This window comes from Algoriphagus sp. AK58 (genome assembly GCF_014324365.1).
Taxonomy (GTDB): domain Bacteria; phylum Bacteroidota; class Bacteroidia; order Cytophagales; family Cyclobacteriaceae; genus Algoriphagus.
In genome coordinates this window covers 1-14,977 of record NZ_QEIG01000019.1, presented here as the reverse complement: position 1 = coordinate 14,977, position 14,977 = coordinate 1, and the positions used below count along the sequence as shown (strand labels likewise).

Below are 14,977 nucleotides of genomic sequence, written 5' to 3'. Positions count from 1 at the left end.
TTAAAGCTGTGAAATGTTCACACTGAAATTATCCCCTACTTCGCGGAATCCTTTGTCAACCAGAGTTTCTGTACCATTAAGTCCCTCCAGGATTTCGGTCTCGTCTCCAAACGTGTATCCGCGCTTCACATATTTCTTTTTGGCCACTCCATTTTCAACCGTAAAGAGGTAATCCCCTCTGTTATCGGCCAAAATCAGGTGAGCAGGCACAGTCACACTTTCCTTGTTTTTATAATCCTGAATCTTCAGAACGGAAATCATGTTTGGCTTCACTTCAGGAAGATTCGGAAGGAATACTTCTACTTTGAAGGTCCTGTTGTTGGGATTGATAATCGATCCGATTGCCGAAACCTTCGTTTTCATGGTCTTATTGATGGAAGGGAAAGAAACTTCCACAGAGTCCCCTTTGGAAAGTACACCGATGTAGCTCTCGGAAATATCTGCCTCAATGAATAAGTCGCTTTCACCTACAAACTGAAACATGGGAGTACCGGGCTGCACCAATTCACCCAATCGAACCCGCACAGTCTCTACGGTTCCATTGAAAGGCGCCCGGACTACAGCCTTGGAAAGTTGGGTTTTCATGGATGCCAAACTTTTTTCCAGTCCTTCTTTTCGATTCTTGGCTTCCAGGTATTGGATTTCGGTACCGATTTTTTGTTTCCAAAGTCTCTCTTGCTTTTCAAATACAGTAATCGCAAGGGAAAGATTATTTTCCATCTCCTCGATGTTGCGCTGAATGACTTCCGCATCAATCGTGGCCAAAACCTGACCTTTGCTCACACGCATTCCTTCAATGGCAGGCACATCCAGGATTCTACCTGCTGTCTCTGCACTGATGCTTACGTTTTTCTTGGAAAGTACCGAGCCGGTCACTTCCACGTAGTGGGTAAATTCACCCTTTTTGGCCGAGGCGGTAGTGATAAGCAGGGATTTCTTGTTGGCTGCAGCAAATTCAGGATCCTCCTTGGCAATTTCTGCCTCCAAATTTTTGATCTGGGAGGACAATTCTGAAAGCTGCTTTTTCATGGCCTCCAGCTCTGCTTTTTTGGCTTCTACACCTTCTTTTGCACAAGAGCTTGCTACAATCGAGAGCGCAAGAATGGGTAAAAATTTGAATACTAGTTTCATATCGGTTGAGATGAGATTTTTTGAAAATGTTGGTTTAGTTAGTCAAATCGGCCTTCAACAGGCCAAGGGCTTTTTCAAGATTTACTTTGGAAATCAGACCGTCATAGAGGGCTGCCAGGTAGTTGATTTCGGCTTCGATCAATGCGGCATCTGCATCCACCACTTCAAGATTTGACCCGACACCTTCCTGGTATTTGATACGGGCGATGTCGAAGACTTCCTGTGCCAGCTTGAGATTTTCCATCTGGACATCTAGGATATTGAGGTCATTGGTCAGATTGGCTTTGGCGGTAAACAGTTCGTTTTTGAAGCTTTGGTTTAAGAATAACCGCTGATTTTCCAGCTGATTGATGGTAATTCTGTTTTTCTGAATTCTAGCGCTTTTGGATAAGCCGTCAAAAATCGGGATGTTCATACTTACCCCGATCAGTGAGCTACCAAACCAATTTCGGCTGTCATAGACCGTGTTCAATTCATTTCCCGCACCTCTTCTCAGCGTATTTCCATTAAAATCAATGGTGGGCATATACTGGCTGGTGTTGTACTTGAGGTCTAGCTGCTGCAACTCGATTTGGGTATTCAGCTGGTCTAATTCAATCCGGCTTTGTCCTTCTTCCACTAACAACCTGGCAAGATCTTTTCTCGGATTAAGTTCCTTGAGTGTCTCTGTGATCACAATCTCCACATCCATTGGCATCCCCATTTGCAGCTTGAGGATTTCCTTGCTGATTTCCCAGGCTGTTTGGCTGCGCTGTGTTTGTGTGTAGGTATTGTTTCGCTGCACCAGAATTCGGGACACGTCGATTTTCTCCGCAAATCCGGCTTCATTCAAGGCTTTGGTTTCCTTAAGCAACGAATCAATACGAGCCAAGTTGGCTTGGGCAAGACGGATTCTTTCCTGGTTGACCAAAACCCCGAAATAGGCTTTTTTAACGTTCTCGATGACATCATTTTCAGCTTTTACCAGGTCCAGATCAGTAAGTTGGGTCAGGGTCTTCGCTGCTCTCAAACCCACAAAGAAAGATCCGTCGAAAATCATCTGGGTCATGGTAATCCCCACTCCTGAGGAGTAACTCACTCCAAACCGAGCAGGAATCACATCACTCGGATTGCTGGGATCTCCAAATGGAGGCTGATTGGGAAGAAAAACAACCGGAATCTGAGGGTTGTAGTCCAAATTGAACGAACCGTTGATCTGGGGCAGACCCAAAGCAGTTGTTTCTTTTACGGTAGCTTTTGAAATCAGCGTTTCAAGACGGGCATTTTTGGTGTTAACATTGTTTTCGATCGCATACAAAATCGCCTCATTGAGCGTGAGTTGAGCCACCTGCTGGGCTTCTGTCATCGAAAAACTGAACCCTAGAATAAAAGCACCTAAAAGGTATTTTTTCATGTGTTTAAATTTTTTTTTAAAGGCTACATGGAATCTTGCATGACCAATTGATGGCTTCATACCGGATTGGATTAAATGAAATTTTTCTTAACTCAGTAATTCTTTTTGGGATTGGTAGGCCTGTCTTCCTTTTTCTGTGAAAATCCCGTGAAGAAAATGATCCATCAAAACCAACTGCTCTTCCACAAAGTTGTAGTCAGACTTTGTGAAGTTTGCCGGATCGAATGCAGAGGTAATTTGGTTCAACCTGACCTTGGCCAGAATCTGGGAATCGATCTCAGGCCTGAAATACCCCAACTCCTTTCCTTTTTCAAGAACGTTTACCAAGTCAGTCTGAATGGTACATTCCTTAAAATCTTCAAACATCTTCCAAGCTTCAGGGAAATACTTCTGCACTTCCATGATCACCATAGGGTTGATCGAAGAAAGTCTTTCCCGCATCATTTTGGAAGTCTGTACCAAATGCTCAATCACCCCGTCTTCTCTTTCCAAAATAAAGGCAAGCCGCTTTCTGTCTTCCTCCAAAATCTGGGAAAACACCGCTTTGACGAGATCCCGCTTATCAGCATACTCTTGATAAATCGTCTTTTTCGAAATCCCAGCTTGCCTGGCAATGTCTTCCATCGTGATCGCACGGACGCCAAATCGCGCAAACTGCTCAGTGGCTATCTGTAAAATTCTCTCTCGTGTCTCCAATTCTTCTTTCCGAATTTGGAAGCAAAACTATGGAAACTTTCATTTGGTTCAAAGTTTCCTCAGTTTTTTTGAAAAATATTATTCTAAAAAATGATTAATAAAATGTTCATTTTCGAACAAAATTAATCACCACGTGCCTTTCTAGGAATTTTATTCCGAAATAGCAAAACCTGGATTCAACATTTATCTCCAAATCCTTAAATTCAATACAAAATTTTCTTGAATGAATTACGTCCAACACGCCCATGGTAAATGGGCCTACCAAAAATCAGGAAAGGGGCAGGAGTATTTTCTGGTCTTCCATGGATTTGGTCAGACGTACCATGACATGCTGCCGTTCGATCAGATCAGAAAACCCGGACAGACTTTTCTTTTCTTCGACATGTTTTATCACGGACATAGCCAATGGACCCATTCAGAAAAACCTTTGGACCGGCAGATTTGGAAAGAACTCATCCACAAACTTCAACAACAGGAAGGATTTCAGGATTTTCACCTCATCGGCTACAGCATGGGTGGGAAATTCGCCTTACTGACTTATGAATTATTACCCGCCTCGGTTAAAAGCCTGACCCTATTGGCTCCTGACGGAATAAAAACAGGACTTTGGTATAGCATGAGCAGCTATCCAAACTATCTCCATGTTCTGTTTAAGCGGGTGGTATTTAAACCCCAGCGATTTTTCGGCCTGGTAGAAGGGCTCAATTCCGCAGGATTGGTAGAAAAAAGTCTGGTGAAATTTGTCAAAACCCAGATGGAAACCCGATCCAAAAGGGCCCAAGCCTATTTTATCTGGAAGGTTTTCGGAAACATCCAGCTTCAACTGGGAAAAATCATTCGGCAATCTAGAAGCAAATCCATTCCAATGACCTTGTTCATAGGTGAATTTGACAAAATGGTCAGCGCAGAAAATCTCGAACGCTTCAGCTCCAAAATCCCTCATCTACGCAAAATCATCCTACCCATAGGCCATGGAGGCTTGATCGAAGCCGCCGCCGAGCACCTTCGAACCAATGGATAGTGCAACCCCTTCTGCTTTCCCTGATCCAGCCATACTTCTCTGATCAATCCTACGGCTATCGGTCCTGAAGGAACCATTTTTTATATCCAAACGGGGGAAAGGTCAATTCAATTTTGAAATCTTTCAATCCACCAATTTTCCAATCTCCCACTCAAATCCTTACCTTTGCAACTTACCAGCCCAAGGACATGATTTTCTTCTTTGAATCCCCTCAGAAACTCATCTACGGAGTTCAAGTTCCCCACCCGCTCAGCACTGAAGACATCTCAAAACTCACCTGGCTTTTTGGCGAAGCCCAACTGATCTCAGGTGAAAAAGTACCCGGAAAATATTCCGGACCGAGAAAAGAAATGATCACCCCCTGGTCCACCAACGCCGTAGAAATCACGGTCAACATGGGGATCCAAGGCATTCAGCGCATCGAGGAGTTTTTCCCGATGAGCGAAGGAGACCAAATCGACCCCATGCTCCAGAAAGCATACGACGGACTCGATCAGGAAATCTACGACATCCACCTCCAGCCCGAACCGATCAAAGCCATCACCGACATTGCTTCTTACAACAAGTCCGAAGGACTAGCTTTGAGCCAAGAGGAAGTGGATTACTTGGAAAATGTCTCCAAACAATTGGGCCGTCCCCTCACCGATTCTGAAGTTTTCGGCTTCTCCCAAGTCAACTCCGAACATTGCCGTCACAAAATCTTCAACGGCTCTTTTGTCATCGATGGAGAAGAAAAGCCCCTGACACTTTTTCAACTGATCAAAGAAACATCCAAACGCAATCCCAACCGGATTGCTTCCGCATACAAAGACAACGTGGCCTTTATCCAAGGCCCAAGAGTGCAGCAGTTCGCGCCAAAAACACAGCATCAGGCTGATTTTTTTGAGCCAAGAGAAATCGACACCGTCATTTCCCTGAAGGCGGAAACCCATAACTTCCCGACTACAGTCGAGCCCTTCAACGGTGCGGCGACAGGTTCGGGAGGAGAAATACGAGACCGCTTGGCGGGAGGTACCGCATCCATACCATTAGCAGGTACAGCGGTATACATGACCTCCTACTCCCGATCTGAAAAAGGAAGAAGCTGGGAAAAAAATCTAGCCGAGCGTCCTTGGCTGTATCAAACCCCGATGGACATCCTGATCAAGGCTTCGAATGGTGCTTCTGACTTCGGAAACAAGTTTGGACAGCCGCTGATCGCAGGTTCCGTTTTGACCTTTGAGCACGAAGAAGGCGACAAGCAATACGGTTTCGACAAGGTAATCATGCTCGCAGGGGGTATAGGCTTTACCAATGCCAACTACACCAAAAAAGGCGAACCCAAGGCCGGCGACCAGATCGTGATCATGGGTGGTGACAACTACCGCATCGGGATGGGCGGTTCAGCAGTTTCTTCATTGAATACCGGAGAACTCTCCAACGCCATCGAGCTCAACGCCATCCAGCGCTCCAATCCGGAAATGCAAAAGCGCGTGTCCAACGTGATCCGCGCCATGGCCGAAAGCGAAAACAACCCGATCATCTCCATCCATGACCACGGAGCAGGAGGACATTTGAACTGTCTTTCGGAACTCGTGGAAAGTACCGGTGGCACCATCCACATCGACCAACTTCCGGTAGGTGACCCAACCCTTTCTGCCAAAGAAATCATCGGAAATGAATCTCAGGAGCGTATGGGATTGGTGGTTGGAAAAGAAAATATCGATACCCTCAAGCAACTCTCCGAGCGTGAGCGTGCGCCCTTCTACGTGGTGGGCGAGACGACGGGAGACATGCACTTCACCTTTGAAAATCAAAAGACTGGGGAAAAACCGGTAGATTGGGACCTGGCCTATATGTTTGGTTCCTCACCCAAGACCGTGTTGGAAGATCAAAGCGGACAGGGTTCCACTTTTGCCGAGGCTGACTATCAAGCCGGAAAACTGGCAGAATACATCAAAGAAGTCCTTCAGCTCGAGGCGGTTGCCTGTAAAGATTGGTTGACTAACAAAGTGGACCGCTCCGTAACCGGAAGAGTAGCTACTCAGCAGACCGTGGGCGAAATCCAACTTCCATTGAATGACGTGGCCGTGATGGCCCTGGACTTTACCGGAAACAAAGGCATCGCTACCTCCATCGGACATGCTCCGGTAGCGGCCTTGGCCAATCCGGAGGCAGGCAGCCGATTAGCGATAGCAGAGGCATTGACCAATTTGGTGTTTGCACCGGTTCAGGATGGACTGAAAGGCGTTTCCCTCTCTGCCAACTGGATGTGGCCTGCCAAAAACAAAGGAGAAAACGACCGACTTTACCGCGCAGTGAAAGCTGTTTCGGACTTTGCCATTGAGCTGGGAGTAAATATTCCTACCGGAAAGGATTCCCTATCCATGACTCAGAAATACCCTGACGGAAAAGTGGTGTACTCTCCTGGTACAGTGATTATCTCCACGGTGGGCGAATGCGCTGACATTACCAAAACGGTCAAAGCCGCACTTCTCCCAAAGGCAGGAACCAAAGTATTATACCTTGATTTCTCCCAGGATTCCGCAAAACTGGCGGGTTCATCATTATATCAGATCCTTAATAAGGTCGGAAAAGAAACCCCAACCGTAGCCGATTCTGATTATTTCAAAAGAGCTTTTGAGACTGTTCAACTTCTGATTGGAAGCGGTATGATCTTGTCAGGTCACGATATTTCTTCCGGTGGCATCATCACGGCTTTGCTGGAAATGTGCTTCCCAAGCCAGAATGTTGGGCTTGCTGTGAAAGAATCCCGTTTGGGCGAATCTGACCTGGTGAAGGCACTTTTTGCAGAGAATCCGGGGATCCTCATTCAGGTTACCAATGATCACGTAGTGGAAGATCTGCTTTCCAAGGCAGAAATCGACTTTGTAGAATTAGCGGAAGTGACCCTGGATGGAAAAGTAAATCTGGAATCTCAGAGCTTGGACGTTGCCGAGTTGAGAGACTTATGGTTTAAGTCCTCTTACCTCCTGGACCGAAAGCAAAGTGGAGAAAAGCTCGCCAAAGACCGATTTGACAATTATAAAAAACAGGCCCTGAGCTATGACTTTGCTCCCGGATGGAAAGGTAAATTTGAAACCCTTGGCGTAGATCCTTTCAGAACGACCAAAGGTAAAGCCAAGGCAGCCATCATCCGTGAAAAAGGGGTGAATGGTGACCGTGAAATGGCCTATGCGCTGTGGCTGGCGGGATTTGAGGTGAAGGACGTGCACATGACCGACCTGATCTCCGGTAGAGAAGACCTCAGCGATGTGCAGATGATCGTCTTTGTGGGTGGCTTCTCCAACTCCGACGTCTTGGGTTCGGCCAAAGGATGGGCGGGTGCCTTCCTATACAACCCGAAAGCTAAGCAGGCGCTCGACAACTTCTATGCAAGACCGGATACCCTATCACTCGGAGTGTGCAACGGTTGCCAGCTGATGATCGAGCTCGGTCTCGTGACTCCTGACCACGATCAAAAACCAAAAATGCTGCATAATGCAAGTCATAAGTTTGAGTCCTGCTTTGTGAATGTGACTGTGCCGGAAAACAATTCCGTGATGCTCGGCAGCCTCAGCGGACAGCGATTGGGCGTATGGGTAGCGCACGGAGAAGGCAAATTCTACCTTCCAAAAGGTGAAAACGCCTACCACTTCGCCATGAAGTACAGCTACGCCGCCTACCCAGGAAATCCCAACGGCTCTGACTTTGCGACAGCGGGTATTGCTTCCGTGGACGGGCGTCACCTGGCTATCATGCCACACATCGAGCGAAGCCTAAAGCCGTGGAACTGGGCCCATTACCCTAGTGAACGAAACGACGACTTCACTCCTTGGCTGGAGGCGTTTGTGAATGCGAGAAAGTGGGTTGAAAACAAGATTTGAGATTTCTTATTTGAAATTTGAGATTATGTATATCCGCTTTCTTACCAGTATCAACAAAAATACGGCTAATTGACCGCTAAAAGGATCAGAATCCGGAAGCTTCGGTTTTCGGTCTTCGGTCTTCCAACCAGCTTTACAAAGAAAATAAGGCAACTGGCATAATTGCGGACAATCATATTTGAGATTTATGGATCCCTTCTGGTTGAAAGCCGGAAGGGATTTTTCATTTAATTCTATCTCAGGATTTAAACTTTTTGAACTGGTACAGAATTAGAGGAGGAATCGGACTGTAATTTTCATCTTACATTAAAAACAAAATCCTCCTTCCCTATGAACTTCAGGATTCCTGTATTTCTTCTGTTGAGCCTTGGTCTTTCCGTCCACACTTTAGCCCAAACCCAGGAAAACACCATCAATGAGCAGATTAAAAACGAGCGGGATGCCCAACTCAAGGAACTTAACGACAAACTGAAAACGAATGAGGAACTGATCAGTAAACTGACCGAAAAGTTGGCTGCTACCGACTCCAAAACTGCCACCGATAAGGAGAAAATCAAGGACTTGGAAACCCTCCAACTCGCCTTGGATGATCGGCTGAGAATCTTGGAAGAAACCCCAAAAACCAAAATCAATCTGAATGGACAGCTGGCATTTACCGAACTGTTAAGCATCCAGCGGGACATACAGCCTGTAGATCTGTTTTTGACGTCTCAGACGTTCTTCACTCAACTGGGAAACATCGGAAAGATCCAACAATACAATGGGTTTACCTCTTGGAAGTCTGAATATGACAAGTGGTACAAAAAGCAAGGCCAGGAAGATCCTTTGGTCAATGTACTCAACACCTCGATCAACCTGATCAGCTCGGCTTCCGCAGCCGTGCCCCTCTATGGAACTATGGTCAATACGGCAATTTCCGGCATCAACAACATCATGATGACCATGGGTAAAAGAGAAAAAGATCTTTACGATAAAACTCCCCAAATGCTGCTTTTGCTCAATGTGACCAGCCAGTTTGAACAACAAAAATCCATTATCGACCACGAATGGACTCTGATCAATAAGGAACTGGAGCAACTACAAAAGGAAAATACCGAGTTGCTTCAGGAGCAAATGAGCTACTACGGTATCAGCATGGATCGCTACCAAAGCCGATACCTAAGAGCAACACTTGACAGCGATAGGGAAGCATTCAAAAATGAATGCCGCAAAATCATCTCAGACAAGCTTTCCGGGTTGGACAAAAATCCTTCCAGCAAAGGGAAATGGTTGGGACAGGTCGAAACCTACATGTACAAGGTGCAATCTCTGAGGCTTCGCTTTGGCCAACTGACCATGAGAATGATGGCCAATATCGAGCAATACCAACAGCTCATCACGATGTATTCGGATGCCACCAAATTCCCGGCAGAATTTACCTCCAAAATCAACAGCCTAAACAATCCCCTCAACTCTTTGAAAAACAAGTTTAATTCCTCCTTTAATCCCGCCCGATACATTGAGGACTCCGCGGTGATGTACATTGAAAGAAATTGATTTGAGGTTTTAATGGAATTCCATTCCCTTTTTGCGACAGCAGAAAGGGATTTTCTATTCCTGAATGTCTGAAATGAAGTTGAACAAAGGCCTGTATGGCATCAGGCAATTTTATTCATCAGGGAAATCCTCGATTTTTTATCCTAAAATCCTAATTTAACAGGATGAACCGACGTCCATTTCTACATAAACTTGGCCTTCTTGGCACTTCCCTCATGACCATGCCTTTTATTTCCTATGGGAAAATGGAGTTCCCAAAAGCCACCCGACTGAAATTCATCACTGCTTCCGACGGACATTGGGGTCAACCCAACACGGACTTTGAAACCTCGCATCGAAACCTAATAGAAGCCATACACCGAGAAAAAGACGTGGACTTTGTCGTGTTCAACGGAGACCTTATCCACGACGAACCCAAGTTTCTACCTCAGGTGATGAATGTTTACGAACAGTTGCAAATGCCTTGGTATGCCACTCGGGGCAACCACGACCGGGTTAGTGAAGCGGTTTTTCAGGAGGTCATGCACCAACCCACCAACTTCTCCTTCATCGCCAAAGACTCAGGTATCCTTCTGTTGGACTGCTCCAATGAAAAAGGAGAATACCTCTGCGCCGATCTGGAATTCACCAAAACGATCCTAGACGAATACGCGAAGCTACCCCAGGTCTTTGTCTTCGTACATATTTCCCAAAACGACTGGACCCGGCACGGAGTGGACTGCAAGCCATTTCTGGATCTGGTGACTTCCTATCCGAATGTCAAGGCTACTTTCCACGGACATGACCACGATGTGGACGGGCAAATGATTTATAAGAAAAAACCCTTCCTTTGGTCAGGGCATTTTGGGGGAAGCTGGGGTAATCCATTTCCATCCTACCGGGTATGTGAGGTAGGAGAAGACGGGAAAGCCATCACCTACCTCAAGACCGTCAAAGAAGGAATGATTCTAAACGGTCACAACCTTTAGATTACCCCTGAACGAGGATAAATTTTTGCTCAGCCCCTATTCCTTCTTGGCACGGATGACCACAAAAGAGCCTTCTCCGTATCCGGGGCGGGCAATTTGAACTTCCTTGATCTGATCCAAATCTCCGAAGATGGTTTGGGTGATGACGGGCAGCTTAAATCCAGCATTTTTCAGGATTGCCAGCACCTCTTCCACTCCATAAAAATGAGCCTGTCGGTAAAACGTACTTCGGCTTCGCTTGGCTTCATACTGCTTACCCACGATACCATTTTTATCAATAAAGGCTACGATTACAGAACCACCGGATTTGAGAACCCGATATGCTTCCTTCATCGCCCGGGGAACATCCTCAAGGTAGCAGATGGTCACAAATAGAACAAAGTCGAAATGAAGATCTTTGTAGGGGAGATTTTCTGCCCAGGCATCCATTACTTCAATCCCCCTCTCCAAGGCTAGGTTTCGCATGTTTTCCGAAGGCTCGATCCCCTCTTTGATGCCGAGCTCCAGAGCAAACCGCCCTGTCCCCAACCCCACCTCTATGCCCTGAAGATTTTCGGGCAGTTCTTGCATTTGGGAGCGTATGGCTTCCACTTCCGATTGAAAGACATCGGGATAATTTTCAAACCAAGCCTCATACTCATCGGTATGCAGGTCAAAGGGTGCAGTGGTCTGTGTCATAATGCGTTAAGTTGAAGTTTTGCACAGATCCCAATTACGAATGAATTCCTGAAAAAAGAGATGACGGTAATCAGCTACCTAGCTGACCTTCAGATACTTTTTTTTTACTGGCAGCCCCCTTCTCTAAAAAATCTCCTACTTTAGCACAGGGGGTCTTTCCTCTCAGATTTAGAGGATTTTGAAACTCCGATTTTCTTTCTTGGGAATTTACAATCGCCTTTTTACTTCCTGTTCACCAAGGTCGCGCCTTATTTCTCATACTCAATTTTGGTGATTCGCCACGTCATCTGCATGGTAGGCGTTTGGACTATTGCCTCATCACCCACTTCCTTTTTGAGCAGAGCTTGGGCCATGGGTGAATCAATGGAGATGTAATCCCTTCGCTCAAAAATCTCCTCTCCGCCTACAATCCGGAAGCGGATCTTTTGCTTTTTGGCATTTTCGATCTCCACCCAAGCGCCAAACATCACTTTCCCTTCCTGGTAAGGGGTATAGGGAATGACCTTCAAATTATCCAGCATTTTTCGCAGGTAATGGACCCGTCGGTCGATTTCGCGAAGGCGTTTTTTATTGTAGGTGTAATCTGCATTTTCTGAGCGATCCCCCAAGCTCGCCGCCCAAGCTACTTTTTGCGTGGTCTCCGGACGCTCGACTCGCCACAGGTGGTCCAATTCGGCCTTCAACTTTTCCAACCCTTCGGGAGTAATCCACAGTGTTTTCATGTTAGCACTTCAGGTTTTTAGACATCATTTGAGATTCGACATTCGATGTTCAAAGTTCGATGTTCGACATTCAAGATTACAACTCTTCCCTATTTCCATTTAGATCAAAGTCTTCCTATCTGACATCCCCTGGGTTTGCTTCTGCTTCCTTGTAGGCAGTCATAAGGTTGCATAGACATGTAACAATACTTTTCCATTATCCCACTTTGGACCCTTCTAATTACCTTAGTGCCCTTTGCGGTGAAAATCCTTAGTTCGCTGAACCCAAATACGCTCGCAGATTTTTAAAGGTCTCATAAGGCCCTTCCGCGAGCGAAAGATTCATCAACCAAGCCGGGATAGAACCTCCCGGGTCAATCAAAATGCTGTGCTTGATTTGGATCTTGTTTGCGTCCACCACCTTGATGTACCAATGGGCTTCACTCAACGGAACGCGCACAAAGCCCTCTCGGGGAGGGATAAAATCAGGCTTCCCAATAGCCGAGAAGTGATACTCCTGAGGAGTTGAAGTCGGTGACATCTTCACATGAAGAATCAAATCCCGGTTGGAAACAGGCCAAGGGGTTTCCAATTCGGCCCGGTAGATAAACTCGTTTTTCGAAATCCTCTTCAGCATCTCGGTGTTGACAATTTTATACTGCCACTTGTGAAAGTTATTCAAATCGAACAATGCCTCCGAAAGCGCTGACAAGGAGGCAGAAACCGTAAAGCTGGATTGAATGGAATTGATCTTGGAGTCTTCCATCTTACAGGTGTAGACCTCGATTCCATCAGCGGATTTTCGAAGGACACAATCCCTTTGTTGAGTGACAACTATCCAAGCAAAAAAGGTTAAAAACGCGATTTTAGACGTATATCCCACAGTAGAGGTAGTTTCAAGCGGTATTCCAATCCCCAAAATAGAAAGAAAAAACAGCACAGCCTCAAAAAAAACAATGGTCCCTTGATCCAAATTTTCAAAAAGTATTCCGCCTGATCCATCGGGATTCAGGTACCCCAGAACACTCAAGAGCAGCGCCTCCCAATCGATGTTATTTTCCTTTTTCGGAATCCATCCCTTCCACAGGATTCCTTCATTTAAAAATTCCCCTATCTTGGAAAAGGAATCTTATTCTTTCAATCCTATGCAGTACCGCACTTTAGGCAAAACCGGTCTCGACGTATCCATTCTTGGTTTTGGTGCCTCTCCTATGGGCAATGTCTTTGACCCTGTGGATGAAAAGGAAGCCATCTCGGCCGTTCACCTCGCACTCGATCACGGGGTCAATTTCTTCGATGTGTCTCCTTTTTATGGACTGACTTTGGCAGAAAGCCGGCTCGGAAAAGCCCTGGAAGGAAAGCGGAAAGACATTGTTTTGGCCAGCAAATGCGGTCGGTACGATTTGCAGGACTTTGACTTTTCCCGAAAAAGAATCCTCCAAAGCATCGACGAATCCCTAACTCGGCTGAAAACCGACTACCTAGACCTATTTCAACTTCACGACATCGAGTTTGTGGACAAACGAATCATCCTCGAGGAGGCCGTACCGGCGATTCAGGAAGTGGTTCAATCCGGAAAGGCGCGGTTTTGGGGCATTACGGGACTTCCTGTCCGCTATTTAGCCCAAATCGCCCGTGAGACCAATCCTGACACCGTGCTTTCCTGGGCGCATTACAACCTGCTTGAGGACGAGATCAACGAGGAACTTGTGCCTCTTTCCCAGGAAATGGGTTTCGGCCTGATGAATGCTGCCCCGCTGATGCAGCGCATCCTGTCGGACGCTTCCCTTCCTCCTTGGCATCGCTCACCGGCCGAGGTCAAGGCCATGCAACCGATTCTGTTGGAGCTTTGCAAAAGCTATGGATTGTCGCTGAGTCAGGTGGCGCTGCGATTTGCCATGGATCATCCCATGATCGCTACCACCATTGTGGGCATGTGCGAAGTAAACGTAGTGCAGCAAAACCTCGAGGCAGTCAAACTAGAAATTCCTGATGAGCTCTTGGACAAGATCCTCACCCTCGTCGAACCCGTCAAAAACAGGATGTGGTTTGAGGGGAAGGAGGAAAATAATATTTAAAGTCCGATGGTTCGACTCCGCTCACCACAGGTGTGGGATGACCAATGATGAAAGACGGAAGACCGGAGACCGAAGACGGAAGTGGGATAACAGATGAGGAAAGACGGAATTCTTTTAACCGCAAAGTTTCACAAAGGATTTGAGAAAAGATAAAATTGACATCTTACTCAACTTCAAAACTGGATGCCATTTCAACCCTTTTCAAGGCAACAGAGGAAAAAAGCCAAGGCTTTTTTTGGTTCAAGATCAAAACCGACTCAGAAGGAGTCCAACCTTGAATAGCCCAATGTGCAATCTTGGGACAAAAAGTGACAACCATAAAAAGCGCTGGCGTAGGATCTCAATGGGATTCCAGAATTCGATGCCAGCAAGAGGGACACGATATCCCGTCAAGAATGAATGGTGCTGATTTCGGATTTGGGATTTCGGATTTAAAAAGAAGACCAATGACCGGAGACGGAAGCCCCATGTATGATGACTTGATATCCAATAAACTGGACTCAGAAGGAGTCCAACCTTGAATAGCCCAATGTGCAATCTTGGGACAAAAAGTGACAACCATAAAAAGCGCTGGCGTAGGATCTCAATGGGATTCCAGAATTCGATGCCAGCAAGAGGGACACGATATCTCGTCAAGAATGAATGGTGCTGATTTCGGATTTGGGATTTCGGATTTAAAAAGAAGACCTATGACCGATGACCGGAGACGGAAGACCCATGTTTGATGAGTTGAAATCCAATAAACCGGACTCTGAAGGAGTCCAACCTTGAATAGCCCAGGGTGCAAGCCTAGGTCAAAAAGTGACAACCATAAAAAGCGCTGGCGTAGGATCTCAATGGGATTCCAGAATTCGATGCCAGCAAGAGGGACACGATATCCCGTCAAGAATGAATGGTGCTGATTTCGGA

General features: G+C 46.3%; 12 protein-coding genes. 6 read left to right on the top strand and 6 right to left on the bottom strand.

Annotated elements, in window-relative coordinates; translation table 11 throughout:
* From DDT91_RS16695 to DDT91_RS16685, 3 genes are all read right to left on the bottom strand, one after another.
* On the bottom strand, positions 1–1,131 hold the full coding sequence (locus DDT91_RS16695) for an efflux RND transporter periplasmic adaptor subunit (protein WP_187177334.1): 1,131 nt from the start codon (positions 1,129–1,131) through the stop codon (positions 1–3).
* Positions 1,132–1,165: 34 nt separating this feature from the next.
* Positions 1,166–2,524 carry a TolC family protein gene (locus DDT91_RS16690; protein ID WP_187177333.1) on the bottom strand — a complete coding sequence of 453 codons (1,359 nt, stop codon included), beginning with the start codon at positions 2,522–2,524 and terminating at the stop codon, positions 1,166–1,168.
* An 87-nt stretch (positions 2,525–2,611) separates the two neighbouring features.
* Positions 2,612–3,220 (bottom strand): TetR/AcrR family transcriptional regulator, encoded by a 609-nt coding sequence (locus tag DDT91_RS16685; RefSeq protein WP_187177332.1) that lies wholly within the window; start codon positions 3,218–3,220, stop codon positions 2,612–2,614.
* Positions 3,221–3,443: 223 nt separating this feature from the next.
* Here DDT91_RS16685 and DDT91_RS16680 point away from each other — a divergent pair, with 223 nt between their 5' ends.
* From DDT91_RS16680 to DDT91_RS16665, 4 genes are all read left to right on the top strand, one after another.
* Positions 3,444–4,241: an alpha/beta fold hydrolase gene (locus tag DDT91_RS16680; RefSeq protein WP_187177331.1), complete on the top strand. Its 798-nt coding sequence runs from the start codon at positions 3,444–3,446 to the stop codon at positions 4,239–4,241.
* 188 nt (positions 4,242–4,429) lie between these two features.
* Positions 4,430–8,107 carry a phosphoribosylformylglycinamidine synthase gene (gene purL / locus DDT91_RS16675; RefSeq protein ID WP_187177330.1) on the top strand — a complete coding sequence of 1,226 codons (3,678 nt, stop codon included), beginning with the start codon at positions 4,430–4,432 and terminating at the stop codon, positions 8,105–8,107.
* A 330-nt stretch (positions 8,108–8,437) separates the two neighbouring features.
* Entirely contained in the window at positions 8,438–9,643 is a 1,206-nt protein-coding gene (locus DDT91_RS16670) for a hypothetical protein (RefSeq protein ID WP_187177329.1), read from the top strand.
* Positions 9,644–9,807: 164 nt separating this feature from the next.
* Entirely contained in the window at positions 9,808–10,611 is an 804-nt protein-coding gene (locus DDT91_RS16665) for a metallophosphoesterase (protein ID WP_255502162.1), read from the top strand.
* A gap of 36 nt (positions 10,612–10,647) precedes the next feature.
* Here DDT91_RS16665 and DDT91_RS16660 read toward each other — a convergent pair whose 3' ends face one another.
* The 3 genes from DDT91_RS16660 to DDT91_RS16650 all read right to left on the bottom strand — a co-directional run bounded on the left by DDT91_RS16660 (position 10,648) and on the right by DDT91_RS16650 (position 13,020).
* Positions 10,648–11,289, bottom strand: coding sequence for a class I SAM-dependent methyltransferase (locus DDT91_RS16660; protein ID WP_187177328.1), 642 nt, complete (start codon positions 11,287–11,289; stop codon positions 10,648–10,650).
* 248 nt (positions 11,290–11,537) lie between these two features.
* Entirely contained in the window at positions 11,538–12,011 is a 474-nt protein-coding gene (gene greB / locus DDT91_RS16655; protein ID WP_187177327.1) for a transcription elongation factor GreB, read from the bottom strand.
* 250 nt (positions 12,012–12,261) lie between these two features.
* Positions 12,262–13,020: an START domain-containing protein gene (locus DDT91_RS16650; protein WP_187177326.1), complete on the bottom strand. Its 759-nt coding sequence runs from the start codon at positions 13,018–13,020 to the stop codon at positions 12,262–12,264.
* Positions 13,021–13,135: 115 nt separating this feature from the next.
* Between DDT91_RS16650 and DDT91_RS16645 the strand changes: the two genes are divergently transcribed.
* Together DDT91_RS16645 and DDT91_RS16640 are read left to right on the top strand one after the other, a co-directional pair.
* On the top strand, positions 13,136–14,068 hold the full coding sequence (locus DDT91_RS16645) for an aldo/keto reductase (RefSeq protein ID WP_187177325.1): 933 nt from the start codon (positions 13,136–13,138) through the stop codon (positions 14,066–14,068).
* 308 nt (positions 14,069–14,376) lie between these two features.
* Positions 14,377–14,589, top strand: coding sequence for a hypothetical protein (locus DDT91_RS16640; protein ID WP_187177324.1), 213 nt, complete (start codon positions 14,377–14,379; stop codon positions 14,587–14,589).
* Positions 14,590–14,977 lie beyond the last annotated feature (388 nt).